The organism is Pseudomonas sp. TSO6 (assembly GCF_056098905.1).
The window spans coordinates 1-12,313 of record NZ_JBLZWV010000028.1; the positions used below are offsets into that span (position 1 = coordinate 1).

Consider the following 12,313-nt stretch of genomic DNA (forward strand, 5'->3'; position numbering starts at 1 on the left):
ACACAAGGCCGCTCCTACACAGGTTCTGTGCAGCGCCAGTGGCAGGCGGTTATTCGGACGCTATGCGCCCCTTGTTCTGCCGCTCGCTCTTGTACTGCATGGCCACTGCCGGTGCCGGCTTGGCGGCACCGGTCTCCAGCCACTGACGCATGCGGCTGGCATCGGCGAAGTGGGTGTACTTGCCGAAGGCGTCGAGGATGACCATGGCCACCGGGCGGTTGTCCATGCGGGTCAACAGCACCAGGCAGTGCCCGGCTTCGTTGGTGAAGCCCGTCTTGGTCAGCTTGATGTCCCAGTTGCTCTTGTTCACCAGGTGGTCGGTGTTACGGAAGCCCAGGGTGTAGTTGGGCTTGCGGAAGGCCACGGTCTTCTCGCGGGTGGTCGACAACTCGCTCAGCATCGGGTACTTGCGCGAAGCCATCAGCAATTTGGCCAGGTCGCGGGCGGTGGACACGTTCTGCGTCGACAGGCCGGTCGGCTCGACGTAGCGGGTATGTGCCATACCCAGGCTGCGGGCCTTGGCATTCATCGCCTTGATGAACGCCGGATAGCCGCCAGGGTAGGCGTTGGCCAAGCTGTTGGCGGCACGGTTTTCCGACGACATCAGGGTAATCAGCAGGGTTTCGCGGCGGTCGAGTTGGCTGCCCAGGCGCACGCGCGAATACACGCCTTTCATTTCCGGGTTGTTGGCAATGGTCATGGTGAGCATGTCATCCATGGGCAGCTTGGCATCCAGCACTACCATCGCTGTCATCAGCTTGGTTACCGAAGCGATCGGCACCACGCGGTCGGCGTGGCTCGAATACAGCTCCTGGTTGGTATTCAGGTCGATCAGCAGGGCGCTGCCTGAAGCCAGATGCAGCTTGGACGGGTCACGTTGGACTTGGGCCGGGGGTTGTGCAGCAGCAGTCGACGGAAGGGTCGCGGTACCTGTGAGCAACAGCAGCAGGCTGAGGATGGACAGGGATGTTTTCACGTTGAGGCTCACTAAAAGTTGGTATGTCGTTGGCTGTGCAAGGGTTTTCCCAAAAACCGATGCATTCTGGAGTATGGCTGATTTGCTGTCGAATGCCTTATGACTAAAGGGCGCAAGGTGAACGAAATTTAATCCTTTACCAATTCTGTACCAATCACGTTCTTTTCCAGTTCTGCCAGTTCCGCCCAATCGTTGGCAGAATTCAACCACTTTGTGTAGGTCGAGAGAAGCACCTGCACCGAGTGGCCAAGCTGCCCAGCAATAAACGCTGGATTCATCCCCGACATGAGGCACATCGTGGCATACCTCTACCGTCTCTCAGCAGGGCAACACGCTGTCATGATGAACGCGGTGGACTGGTCAGGTGAAGTCGACGTTGCCTAAAGGCCGGGAAATCCGGCAGTAGTTCCCGGCCGCCCAGGTGCTGGTGGCTCAGGTGCTGAGCGAGTACCGGGCAACCGTGACCGTAACTGTTCAGGACCCAGCCGAAAAGGAGGTTGAATGATGACCTTTGCAAGGGCCTAGTACTGGCGATCATTCCACCAGCTAAGGCACTGTTGTCCGGAGTAGCCTGCCTCTATCGCGTGGAGAAAGCCCATGTTGTCGTCGTCAACCTGAGTATTGACTACAGAGTCGCCAACCAGGCCCGCAGAATGAGGTGTGCCGGTTGCTTAGTGAGCATCAAGTAGCCTGTTCAGAAGCCCCTCTTGGTGCTCACTGTCATAGCACCCTGGTTGGTTTGGAGGGGTGGCATTGCACGGTAGGTTTCGCTGATCCCAACGACTTCCATAAGGGCTATTGAAGTAGTGATTACACCCGGATAGAACAATCACTAGCCCCACCAAAACTCCTTTGCCCATAGATATCTCATCCATTGTATGGTTGATTTGAGACGAGTTCGCCTTTGACAACGACACGCCATTGCCACGCCAAGCGTGGGCGTTTTTTCACCTGGAGACCAACCACGCTGGTTACAGTTGAGGCAGTTCTCGATGGCTAGGTCCGCGTAGCTCAGGTTCTGAAGGGTTACAGCCGCGAGGCTACTGTCATTTCGAGCCGCCTGACTGAGCCGGTTCTTGATGCATCTGCAGGCTGAAGCTCGGAATCACCATATTGCCGTATTTGTATTGCTTATAGCTGGTGTATGGCAGCACAACGGTATCAGCAATACAAGATGCGGCCATGTCGACCAAGATTTCATACGGGTCCGAATGTATTCCCGTTCTTTCCGGCCCAGTTAAGTTGCAAAACTGGTAGGCAACGCCGCTGTACACCCGAGGGATGGCTGGGCAGTACGAGTTCCATTCAGCCAGATCGCCCACGGCTTTCGACTCTTCCGACACCGTGCGAACGGTTCCGCATCCACTCAGCGCGGTTACGAGTACTATCCCAATCCATGGTTTCATATCAGCCCCCTATCCTCCGAAGACCTGATGATATCCCGCCGAAGTCAAAGCCTGCCATTGGATCCTATGCGTTATGACTGAAGGGCGCAAGGTGACCGAAATTTAATCCTGCGCCGCGTGAATGACGCGTCAGGATGCGATGAGGTAGGCCGCTACGCCCTTGGCCAAGCGCCAAGGTTTCCAGATTGAAAGATGATCGAACAATCGGCTGTAGTTACCCGCCAGCCCTGCAACCACGAGGTATACAAACCACTTTCGCAGCATTCTTGAGAACTTTCTTTTAATGAATCGCAACAATCGGCACACCATTGAAAAATCGCCCTGTCGCAAAAACGAAAAAGCCCAACTGAGTGTTGGGCTTCAGCGTCACTCCTCAACACCAGCAGGAATGACAGGATCGGGCAAATTTACGGCACGGCGACTTGACACTGCAAGCCCTTTCGAGCGCCTGTTTCCTGCCGCTTCACCGGGTGGACTGGTCCGCTGCTGCCGCTAGCGTTAAGGCAGCGTGATACCGCACATCAATCTGTGCGCAAGATCGGGAACTGCGCCGCTGGATTGCGTGATTCGGCGTTCATCAATGCGCACGCAGTCGCGGCCTCGGACTTGTTGATAAAGCCGCGCTTGAGCCGCTGTTTCTCCTGGTTGTCGTAGATATCGAAGCCGCCCGAAGTTGTAGCGGCATAGAACCGGTTGCCAATGCAGAAGGACTCGCCTTCCACTGGCACAGCAGGAACGATAACGAATCTTGGTTGCATGTTTCGCACCTCCCCAGGCAGATAGCTAATTATTAGTCTGAGAGCGGGTAGGCAACAATATGACTCATCGAGACTAATCAATGGCGTGGCGTGTCACGCGTGTCAACCACGCGCTTTTGGTTAGCCGGCGTCCCGATGCCATTTGTGACGGGCGGGACATCGGGATGCGTTGCCGGCTTTCGACGCTCAGCGATGGATCAGCGAGAGCTCGCTGATGATGCAGACCGAGCCGTCAGTGGCCGGCGTTGCATCGGTGTAGTCAACCTGGTTGTAGATGCCGCCGTGGAATTCGAACAGGCGCGACGCCCAAGTGCTGTCGAGCTGTAAATCACCAGAGGCGCCGGACACCCCGTTGCATTTGGCCGTTACATTCACCACGCCTGCAGACGTGGTGTGGATGCTCACGTTGAACTGCGCCCCCAGAGGCACCCCTTTGAGCACGGTCGAGTTCACCGGGTCGGTCTGGTTGTAGGTCCGCCGAAACCCCAGGGTAATGTTGCCTTTGTTCCAGAACACCTTCACCGGCGGGCTGTCATCCCCACGCACGTGCATCTGGGCGATCACCACCTTCAGCGCCGAGTTGACCTTGGTCAGGGTCATGGTTTGGCGATTCCAGTGATCCTGGGCGCTGGACAATGTCCAGTCTTCGGTTTCTGTCCACTCGCAGCGGGTCCTGTGGGTGCTTTTGCTCGAAGCACCTTTGGTAGGGGCTGAAAGCTGGATCGAGCCATCGCTGAGTACCGTTACCACACTCGGCAACCGCGCGATCGCTTCGGCACCGTTGAGTTCGAGTGCTACAGGATTGGTTGAGGAGACGGCCACCGGGGTGGCGATGGTGAGGTTGCTGATGTGTACGGTCATGGGGGCTCCTGACAAAAAAGTGGCTTGAAGGATGAACCGATCGAGCAGCCTTGCATCTGGCTGCCGAATCGAACATTAGCCACAGGCTAAAATATGGTCAATAGCTATCAGCTAAAAAAATCGCTCTGAGACAAATTACCTGCTGGCGAAATTTTTCTGTGACAGGGCTTTACGCTGGATTTGGCGGTGAGATAAGCTCTCGTCGAGCACTGTACGAATATACAGCTATCAGGATGAGAATATGTCTAAGCACATGAAGGCTGCACCCCAGCAACATCAGGAAATGACCGGAGTAGAGCGGCTTGGCCTGCGGGTGTCGTCGATGATCAACCACCCGCTCGCACAGACGCAGCGCTGGGTCGTTGTGCATCGCCTGGATACCGATGGTGATGCGGAGTGGGAGGAAGTGATGGGCCTGCTGTCCGACACGCCTGAGTTGGACCTGACGTTCAACGACGACGAAAGCGTCACCGTGCGCTGGGAGCGTAGCAGTGTGGAGGAGCGTGACGACTTTATCGTCGAGCAGTTCAGCAAGGAGGAGGTTGAAGCGGCAGCGCCTTTCTGAGCGTTATGCAAAGCCCGCCTGGGTGGCGGGCTTCGGCTTCATACCAGGTGCGCATTCCACACCAAGAGCACCCTGGCCTGAATGTAGGTTTCTTCCCGGCGAATCATGCGGTCCTTGTGCCGCGAGTTGTCGGAAATCATCTCGAAGTGGTCATCGTCAGCGATCTGCAATCGCTTGATATAGATGTGATCACCCCAGGAGAAGAAGTAGATGCCATCGCCGACAAACCCGCGGATGCTGACATCGACGATCAGCGGGTCGCGGTGCTTGATGGTCGGCTCCATCGACTGGCCCCAGCCGGTGATCATCTTCAGGTGGTGGTGTTCAGCGAACGCCACACCCAGCTCGCGAAGATGGCTGGGGCTGACGCGAACGTCCTTGAACATCTCGGGGTAGTCGTGGGGGATCTGGCCACCGCCCATGGCGGCCCGCACATCGTAGTGGGCAATCCACACTTCGTCACCGACCAGGCCCGGGCGAACAAAGTCAGCCTTTATCAGCGTGGCATCCTGAGGTTCTTCTGCAGCGGCCAGCAACCTTTGCCGGGTTTCTTCAGGGATGCCCTTGCCGCTTCGGGCAAGCATCTGCTTGACCAGGTCGGCCGCCGAAAGCTTGCCTTCGCCCGCTTCGACCGACGGCTGCACGGGGTCGCCTGCCGACAGTGCGTCGAACCAACCCCGGGGCAGGCCTTCGACGCCCTCGATTCTGCGGGCCACATCATCGCCCAGGTTTTTCGCGGTCTTGTCGGAAAGAATCTGGCTCAGGTGTGCAGGCGCCATCCCCCAGCGTTCTGCGCAGGATCCCTTCTTCTGGCTGCCGATAAGCTTGACCAGGTTGTGCTTGCGAATGTCGTAGATGTCCATAGGACGAAGCATGCCAGTGTTTAGCTTGTTGCTAAATGTGCGCATGGCTAAATTAGCTCTTGTTGCAATGTTAGCTATAGGCTAAATTAAATCCATCAACAAGAAAAGCCACTGAGACATTTTTGTCCAGGGCTCGTCGCATCATCATCGGTAATGAGGTTTACATGGATCCGACCGACCTCGGCCCGGGCACAGTCACTTGGCTGAGCGGCACGGGCACTGTGTTGCTAGGTGCATTTCTATGGCTGCGCAAGTGGCTGTCCCGGGATGCAGCCGAGCGTGCGATGGACAACGCAGATATTGCAGTTATCCGCCGCCTGACCGAGTTGCTGGACATTGAGCGGGACGCCCGGCGAGAGGCAGAAGCCAAAGCTGATCAGCTCGCCAGGGAGCGCAACGATCTGGTGCTGACCGTAGGGCGGCTGCAAGGCAAAGTGCTGGCGCTGACCAGCCAGCTGCGGCGTAGCTCACAACGCTGAGCCAACACTGAGTGACAGGGCCGGCAAAAACAAAAAAAAGCCCGCCAAATTGGCGGGCCATAAGGGCGTAGGGAGCAACGCACAACAAATTCGGGTCAGGCCACCAGGACGCCTGGTTGCAACTGTTCAGCCAGGGCTTGGGCCGAGGCAAGGGATGGCATCGGCCCGCTCACGGCTTCGCCGTTGCGTACCAGGTACCAGCACGCCAGCAGGCCCTGCTCACGCAGTGGAGTGGGGACGGCGCTGCCGACAACGGACATGATCTGGATAGTGGCCATGAGGACCTCCTGTGAAACATGGCTCTACCATACGCAGCAGCCTGGGCGGTTTGAAATCAACTTCCTCGATAGTGGTCATTAGTTCTATCAACCGTTACCAGCGCGGTGGGCCGTAATACACCGGGGGCGGGCCGTAGTAGGTGCGGTAGCCCGGGGGCGGTGGCGCCGGCGCGTAGTACGGCTGGTAATACACCGGCTGGGGCGGTGGTTGCACATACACCGGCGGCGGCCCGTAATAGACCGGCTGGCGTTCGACGTACACAGTACGGTCACGCCCGCCATAAACCGTCGCGCCGACCACAGCGCCGACCACCGCCGCACCCAGGAGCGGGCCCGGCCCATACCAGCCACCGCCGCCATGGCCGCCGTGGGCAGCAGCGGGCCCGCTGATGGCCATGGCGCCGACCAGCAGGGCGATTCCGGGAATGTGACAGTTCATGGAGCACCTCGCAGAGAAACCCTACGTTCGGGGCCTTATTAATATGACTCCAGTCTCTGTCAGCTGAGCACAGGGGAACGGTAAAGGTTGTGTAAGGGACGACCAGTGGTTGGCTCTGTTACGCTGAACAAACGTTTCAGTTATGACAAAGGAGCAGGTTATGTCGACAACTCCCAGCAGGGGTACCGTGCTGTGCATCTCCCTGGCCGGCCGCCCCGGCACCTTCGGCGTTCGTTTTCACAACCACCTGTACCAGCAGTTGGGCCTGGACTTCTACTACAAGGCCATGCGCACCGATGACCTGCCTGCGGCGGTGGCGGGGATCCGCGCGCTGGGTATCCGCGGTTGCGGCGTGTCGATGCCGTACAAGGAGGCCTGCATGGCACTGGTCGACGAAATCGACCCGTCGGCAGCGGCCATCGAGTCGGTCAATACCTTGGTCAATACCGATGGCCACCTGAAAGCCTACAACACCGATTACCTGGCGGTGCGCCAGTTGCTGGCGCAGCATCAGGTCGATCCGGGCACCGCCTTTGCCTTGCGTGGCAGTGGTGGGATGGCCAAGGCCGTGGCTAGTGCCCTGCGTGATGCCGGCTTTGCAGAAGGCATCATCGTTGCGCGCAACGAGCAGGCAGGTCGGCAACTGGCGGATGTGTGCGGCTATCGATGGGTGGCGGAGCTGGGCGACATCTGCCCGCCGATGCTGGTGAACGTGACGCCGATCGGTATGGCAGGCGGGCCGGAGGCAGAGGCGCTGGCGTTTTCCGAGCAGGCCATAGCGGCGGCGGAGCGGGTGTTTGATGTGGTGGCGATGCCGGCACAGACGCCGTTGATCCGCCGGGCCCAGGCGTTGGGCAAGCCGGTGATTACCGGGTTGGAGGTGATTGCGCTGCAGGCGCTGGAGCAGTTTGTGCTGTACACCGGGGTACGGCCGACGCGGGCGCAGGTAGATGCGGCAGTGGCTTACGCCCGGGATATCTAGTTACTCCTGTGCTGGCCCCTTCGCGGGCCTGCCCGCTCCCACAGGTATTGCACACATGTCAGTGCGTGAGTTCCCTGTGGGAGCGGGCAAGCCCGCGAAGAGGCCGGTACAGGGAGCTGCAATGTCAGAACACCTTGTGCCCGTTATCCAGCTGCTGGTCGACCAGGGCCCGACCATGGGCCAGCGACACATGCTGCGCATTCTCAAGGTCGGAGAAAAACTTCATTGGCATCGACAGGCGCTTGCTGGTGTGCCCGTCGGGCGCGGTGATCAGGCAGCCGGCGGCATAGGGCAGGGGGGAGTCGGGGTGGGGCATCACGCTGGCGGTGATGGTGTGCTCGCGGTATTCACAGTGAAGAGATTGCATCGTCCTTACCTCGCTGTGGCATGTGAAGCAGTTACCTTCATATACCACAGCAAGGGGCCGGGAGTTCCCGGCCCGACGAGCGAACGGCGACGAACGCTTAGCCCTTGAGCTCGGTCGGCTGGATCACTTCGACCCAGTAACCGTCCGGGTCCTTGACGAAGGCCAGGTGGTTCATGCGCCCGTCCTGCAGGCGTTTCTGGAAGGGTACTTCCAGTGCTTCGAAGCGCGCACAGGCGGCGCGCACATCCGGCACGGAGATGCAGATGTGGCCAAACCCGCGCGGGTCGGTGTTGCCGTTGTGGTAAGCAAACTCGGCATCGTTTTCGGTGCCGTGGTTGTGGGTCAGCTCCAGTACGCCAGGGATCGACTTCATCCACTGGTGGCGTGCGGCGTCATCGGCGGGAATCTGCGCCGGGTCGACCAGGGCCAGGAAGTACAGGCTGAAGGCGGCTTCCGGGAAATCGCGCTTGTCCACCAGGCGGAAGCCCAGCACGCGGGTGTAGAAGTCCAGCGACTTCTCGATGTCCTTGACCCGCAGCATGGTGTGGTTGAAGACGAATTGGGCGGTAGCGGCATCCGGTTGGGCGGTGACGCCAGGCAGGGTTTGCAGATCGTGCAGGCTCATGGGAACTCCTGAGACGGGGCCGGGCGCAGGGCACCGGCAAAACAGACAGGCTGGCCATGATACGGCAGTGCGCTGATTGCGCAAATGAAAGCGCCCTGCACAAGGCAGGGCGCTAGAATTAGAGGCCCGCATGTGCGGGCGCGTGGGGTCGCTAGTCCTTTAGCTGTCTCGATACTGAGCCAGCCCTTGTGAAAAAAGTGTGAAGCAAGTGTGGACGTTTCATCGGCGTACCCAGCTTTCTACCGTGGCGCCCCCGTACTGTTCTTTCCAGGCCTTGAGGCCCCGGTGGTTGCCACCTTTGGTCTCGATCCGCTCGCCGGTGTGCGGGTTCTGATAAACCTTTACCACGCGCGGACGGCGCTGTTGCTTGGGCGCTGTGCTGGTACCCCTGCTTACCGCCTTGGGGTCGAGGATGGCGATGATATCGCGCAGGCTCTTGTCATAGCTTTTCATCAGGCCGACTAGTTTCTGCTCGAATTCGATTTCGCGTTTGAGGCCGGCATCCTTTTTCAAGGCTTCCAGTTGCGCCATCTGCTCCTGGAGCGCTTTTTCGGCAGCACGAAACTCTGCAAGTCTGGACACTGTAATCACTCCTGTACGTCGGTCGTGGCAGGGCGTGACGAACATTGAATACGCATAAAAACGCCAGCCACGCGGGTGGGTTCCGCTGTTCGCTGATATCGAGTGTAGTCATTCATAGGTACTTGGTAAACTGCTAACTTTTGTAAGTAAGGCGGGAACTTTCCTAGTTTTGCGTGCGGTATTTTCCGGGTTTTTGCGCCTGCCCGTCTGCACGTTTAGACCATGGTCCAATGGCCTGTGCCAGAGCCTCTGCGCGATCATTTCAGATGATGGCCGTCGATTGTTCGGCCTTGTCGCAGTGCCGTGGCCAGTTCGTGCCACAGTGTGTTAACTCGCCTTTGATTCTGGATGTTTCCTCGCATGTTTGCCCCTTTCCCCCTCGCCCCTGGGCGCCGTGTTGCCGGCTTGTTCCTGTTGTGTGCCGGCGTCAACGCCCAGGCCGCCGGTTTTCTTGAAGACAGCAGCGCCAAGATTGAAGCACGCAATGTCTATTTCAACCGGGATTTTCGTGACGGCCATAGCAGTTCCAGCCAAGGTGCGTCCAAGCGGGAAGAATGGGCACAAGGTTTCATCCTTAATGTGCAGTCGGGTTATACCCAGGGCCCGGTAGGTTTTGGCGTGGATGCGCTGGGCATGTTCGGTTTCAAACTCGACTCCAGCCCGGCCGACAGTAACAGCGGCTTGCTGCCTTCTTCCGGGCATGATCCTCGGCACTCGGCTGACCAGTACGCGAAGATGGGGCTGGCGGCCAAGGTCAAGGTGTCCAATACGGTGTTCAAGTACGGCTCGATGATGCCCGATGTGCCCTTGCTCAAATACAACGATGGCCGCCTGCTGCCTACCATGTTCCATGGCGCCATGCTCACGTCTGAGGAAGTGCGCGACTTGAAGTTCACCCTGGCCCGCCTGGACAAATACACCGCACGGGATTCGACCGACCGCCAGGACATTCGCGTGCACTGCAAGAACAAGCGCTATGCCTGCGATATCGAAGCCGACCACTTCGACCTGGCTGGTGTCGATTATCGCTTCAACGAGCGAATCAGTGCCCAGTACCAGGTGGCCAAGCTGGAAAACATCTACCGCCAGCACTTCCTCGGCCTGGTCGCCAGCCAGCCGTTGGCGGTGGGCAGCCTGTCGGCCGACCTGCGCCTGATCAAGAGTGATGACATTGGCAATGCCCGCGCGGGTGCAATCGACCATCGCGCCTTCAGCGGCATGCTCGGCTACAGCCTGGGCGGCCACAAGATCAGTGCCGGCTGGCAGCGGATGTATGGCGACAGCGCCATGCCCTACCTGGATGGCAGCAACCCGTACCTGGTCAACTATGCCCAGGTCAACGACTTCGCCGCCGCTCAGGAGCGTTCCTGGCAGGTGCGTTACGACTATGACTTCAAGGCGCTGGGCGTGCCCGGCCTGACCTTCTTCACCCGGTACATCAACGGCGACAATATCAAGGTGCCGGGCAGCAGCGCCGAAGGCAAGGAATGGGAGCGCGACACCGAGTTCAAGTACCAGGTGCAAAGTGGCACTTTCAAGGATGTCAGCGTGCGCCTGCGTAATTCCACCTACCGCAGCAACTATGAGAAGTGGGCGCGTGACATGGATGAGACACGTGTCATTGTCAGCTACAACTTCTCGATCTTCTAGGCGAGCGTTTTGCCAAATACCGGCGGCCGCCTGACAATGGCTGCTGGTTCCCGCAAAGGGCAGGGCAATGAAAGACCTGTTGTTGATCGGCATCGGTGCGGGTGACCCGCGCCAGATCACTTACGAAGCAGTGGATGCGCTGCGTAGCGCCTGCGTGTTCTTCGTGCTCGACAAGGGCGGCGAAAAGGATGCGCTGGTCCGCCTGCGCAAGGCCATTCTGCAACGCTACCGTCCCGAGGGTGGCTATCGCCTGGTGCAGGTGGCCGACCCCTTGCGCGATTGCCAGGCGGATGACTACCTGGGCGCGGTGCAGGACTGGCACCGACAGCGAGCTGCGCTGTATGCCCAACTGATCGAGCAGGAGATTGGCGATGGGGAAACCGGCGCCTTTCTGCTGTGGGGCGAGCCAACCCTTTACGACAGCACCCTGCGTATTCTCGACCTGGTCCGCGAACGTGGCCTGGCGCTGCGCCTGCGGATAATCCCTGGCATCAGCAGTGTGCAGGCGCTGGCGGCGCGGCACCAGGTGCCGCTCAACCGCATCGGCGAGCCTCTGACCGTGCTGCCAGGGCGGCGCCTGGCCGGGCAGGGGCCTATCGACAATGTGGTGGTGATGCTCGACGGGCAGTGCGCGTTTGCCCAGCTTGATGACCCGGCGCTGGTGATCTACTGGGGCGCGTACCTGGGGACCGAGGATGAAGTGCTGATTGCCGGGCCCTTGCAGGCGGTGAAGGCACGCATACTGGAAGTGCGGGAGCAGGAGAGGCGGCGCAAGGGGTGGATCATGGATACCTATCTGTTGCGCAGGGAGCTCTGAGCTGTGTTGGCTGTACTGGCCTCTTCGCGGGTAAACCCGCCCCCACAGGGACTCCACAGCGTTCGAAACGGTGCGGTCCCTGTGGGAGCGGGTTTACCCGCGAAGGGGCCGGTACAGGCAGTCCCAATCTCAAACCGGACCGAGCATGGCCACCACCTTGTCGCGCAACTGGTCGATGCTGAAGGGCTTGCCGATCAGGTGCATGCCCTCGGGCACATTGATACTGTCGGCATAGCCACTGGCGAACAGCACGGGCAGCAACGGGCGCAACTCGCGTGCTTTACCCGCCAGTACCTCACCGCGCATGTCCGGCAAACCCACATCGGTCATCATCAGTGCCAGTGTCTGGTTCGGGTCTTCGAGCACCCGCAGCGCGGCTGCGGCGTCTTCGGCTTCGATGACCGAGTAGCCCAACTCGTCGAGCACTTCGACCATCAACATACGGACGATGTCGTCATCTTCGACTACCAGAAGGTGCATGGTTTGGGTCCTGTGCAATGAATGTCTTTAATCTGTGCTCCGGTTGGCAGCAGAAGTTCCCGAGGATACCGATCCCTGCAATCAGATGGAACGATTGGCGCACTGCGCCTTCAAATACTGGCTAAATGCCCTGCCAGACCCGGTAAAGCTGGTTAGACTCGCTTATCAGGACGGCGCAGTGGCAG

16 protein-coding genes and 1 pseudogene are annotated in these 12,313 nt (G+C 59.2%); 5 read left to right on the top strand and 12 right to left on the bottom strand.

Going from position 1 to position 12,313, the window contains the following annotated elements; genetic code table 11:
- Positions 1-49 precede the first annotated feature (49 nt).
- From pbpG to ACN6NG_RS11290, 5 genes and pseudogenes are all read right to left on the bottom strand, one after another.
- The gene (gene pbpG, locus ACN6NG_RS11270) at positions 50-976 is read right to left on the bottom strand and encodes a D-alanyl-D-alanine endopeptidase (RefSeq protein WP_240979149.1); all 927 of its coding nucleotides are present in this window, start codon (positions 974-976) and stop codon (positions 50-52) included.
- 128 nt (positions 977-1,104) lie between these two features.
- A pseudogene (locus ACN6NG_RS11275) lies at positions 1,105-1,281 on the bottom strand (site-specific integrase); the annotation flags it as partial.
- A gap of 741 nt (positions 1,282-2,022) precedes the next feature.
- Complete coding sequence (locus tag ACN6NG_RS11280) at positions 2,023-2,382, bottom strand: YceK/YidQ family lipoprotein (protein ID WP_049276602.1); 360 nt, start codon at positions 2,380-2,382, stop codon at positions 2,023-2,025.
- A 521-nt stretch (positions 2,383-2,903) separates the two neighbouring features.
- Entirely contained in the window at positions 2,904-3,140 is a 237-nt protein-coding gene (locus ACN6NG_RS11285; protein WP_016499105.1) for an Arm DNA-binding domain-containing protein, read from the bottom strand.
- 186 nt (positions 3,141-3,326) lie between these two features.
- Positions 3,327-4,001 carry a polysaccharide lyase family 7 protein gene (locus ACN6NG_RS11290; RefSeq protein WP_474314004.1) on the bottom strand — a complete coding sequence of 225 codons (675 nt, stop codon included), beginning with the start codon at positions 3,999-4,001 and terminating at the stop codon, positions 3,327-3,329.
- A 241-nt stretch (positions 4,002-4,242) separates the two neighbouring features.
- On the opposite strand from ACN6NG_RS11290, the gene ACN6NG_RS11295 reads away from it, so the two are divergent.
- Positions 4,243-4,566 carry a DUF1654 domain-containing protein gene (locus tag ACN6NG_RS11295; RefSeq protein WP_063426693.1) on the top strand — a complete coding sequence of 108 codons (324 nt, stop codon included), beginning with the start codon at positions 4,243-4,245 and terminating at the stop codon, positions 4,564-4,566.
- Positions 4,567-4,604: 38 nt separating this feature from the next.
- Here ACN6NG_RS11295 and ACN6NG_RS11300 read toward each other — a convergent pair whose 3' ends face one another.
- On the bottom strand, positions 4,605-5,429 hold the full coding sequence (locus ACN6NG_RS11300) for a S24 family peptidase (RefSeq protein WP_474314043.1): 825 nt from the start codon (positions 5,427-5,429) through the stop codon (positions 4,605-4,607).
- 164 nt (positions 5,430-5,593) lie between these two features.
- On the opposite strand from ACN6NG_RS11300, the gene ACN6NG_RS11305 reads away from it, so the two are divergent.
- Positions 5,594-5,908: a hypothetical protein gene (locus tag ACN6NG_RS11305; protein WP_016499109.1), complete on the top strand. Its 315-nt coding sequence runs from the start codon at positions 5,594-5,596 to the stop codon at positions 5,906-5,908.
- Positions 5,909-6,003: 95 nt separating this feature from the next.
- On the opposite strand, the gene ACN6NG_RS11310 is transcribed toward ACN6NG_RS11305, so the two are convergent.
- Together ACN6NG_RS11310 and ACN6NG_RS11315 are read right to left on the bottom strand one after the other, a co-directional pair.
- Positions 6,004-6,186 (bottom strand): hypothetical protein, encoded by a 183-nt coding sequence (locus tag ACN6NG_RS11310; protein ID WP_063426690.1) that lies wholly within the window; start codon positions 6,184-6,186, stop codon positions 6,004-6,006.
- Between the two features lie 94 nt (positions 6,187-6,280).
- Positions 6,281-6,625 carry a hypothetical protein gene (locus ACN6NG_RS11315; protein WP_063426688.1) on the bottom strand — a complete coding sequence of 115 codons (345 nt, stop codon included), beginning with the start codon at positions 6,623-6,625 and terminating at the stop codon, positions 6,281-6,283.
- Positions 6,626-6,785: 160 nt separating this feature from the next.
- Between ACN6NG_RS11315 and ACN6NG_RS11320 the strand changes: the two genes are divergently transcribed.
- Entirely contained in the window at positions 6,786-7,607 is an 822-nt protein-coding gene (locus tag ACN6NG_RS11320) for a shikimate 5-dehydrogenase (RefSeq protein ID WP_063426686.1), read from the top strand.
- Between the two features lie 124 nt (positions 7,608-7,731).
- On the opposite strand, the gene ACN6NG_RS11325 is transcribed toward ACN6NG_RS11320, so the two are convergent.
- From ACN6NG_RS11325 to ACN6NG_RS11335, 3 genes are all read right to left on the bottom strand, one after another.
- Positions 7,732-7,974: a hypothetical protein gene (locus ACN6NG_RS11325; protein ID WP_063426684.1), complete on the bottom strand. Its 243-nt coding sequence runs from the start codon at positions 7,972-7,974 to the stop codon at positions 7,732-7,734.
- A gap of 97 nt (positions 7,975-8,071) precedes the next feature.
- Positions 8,072-8,599, bottom strand: coding sequence for a lactoylglutathione lyase (gloA, locus tag ACN6NG_RS11330; RefSeq protein WP_043196134.1), 528 nt, complete (start codon positions 8,597-8,599; stop codon positions 8,072-8,074).
- Between the two features lie 219 nt (positions 8,600-8,818).
- Positions 8,819-9,181 (bottom strand): histone-like nucleoid-structuring protein, MvaT/MvaU family, encoded by a 363-nt coding sequence (locus ACN6NG_RS11335; protein ID WP_049275457.1) that lies wholly within the window; start codon positions 9,179-9,181, stop codon positions 8,819-8,821.
- Between the two features lie 360 nt (positions 9,182-9,541).
- Here ACN6NG_RS11335 and ACN6NG_RS11340 point away from each other — a divergent pair, with 360 nt between their 5' ends.
- Both ACN6NG_RS11340 and cobF read left to right on the top strand, forming a co-directional pair.
- The gene (locus ACN6NG_RS11340) at positions 9,542-10,831 is read left to right on the top strand and encodes an OprD family porin (RefSeq protein WP_063426682.1); all 1,290 of its coding nucleotides are present in this window, start codon (positions 9,542-9,544) and stop codon (positions 10,829-10,831) included.
- A 67-nt stretch (positions 10,832-10,898) separates the two neighbouring features.
- Positions 10,899-11,648, top strand: coding sequence for a precorrin-6A synthase (deacetylating) (cobF, locus tag ACN6NG_RS11345; protein WP_063426680.1), 750 nt, complete (start codon positions 10,899-10,901; stop codon positions 11,646-11,648).
- A 129-nt stretch (positions 11,649-11,777) separates the two neighbouring features.
- Here cobF and ACN6NG_RS11350 read toward each other — a convergent pair whose 3' ends face one another.
- Positions 11,778-12,128: a response regulator gene (locus ACN6NG_RS11350; RefSeq protein ID WP_063426678.1), complete on the bottom strand. Its 351-nt coding sequence runs from the start codon at positions 12,126-12,128 to the stop codon at positions 11,778-11,780.
- Between the last annotated feature and the right edge of the window lie 185 nt (positions 12,129-12,313).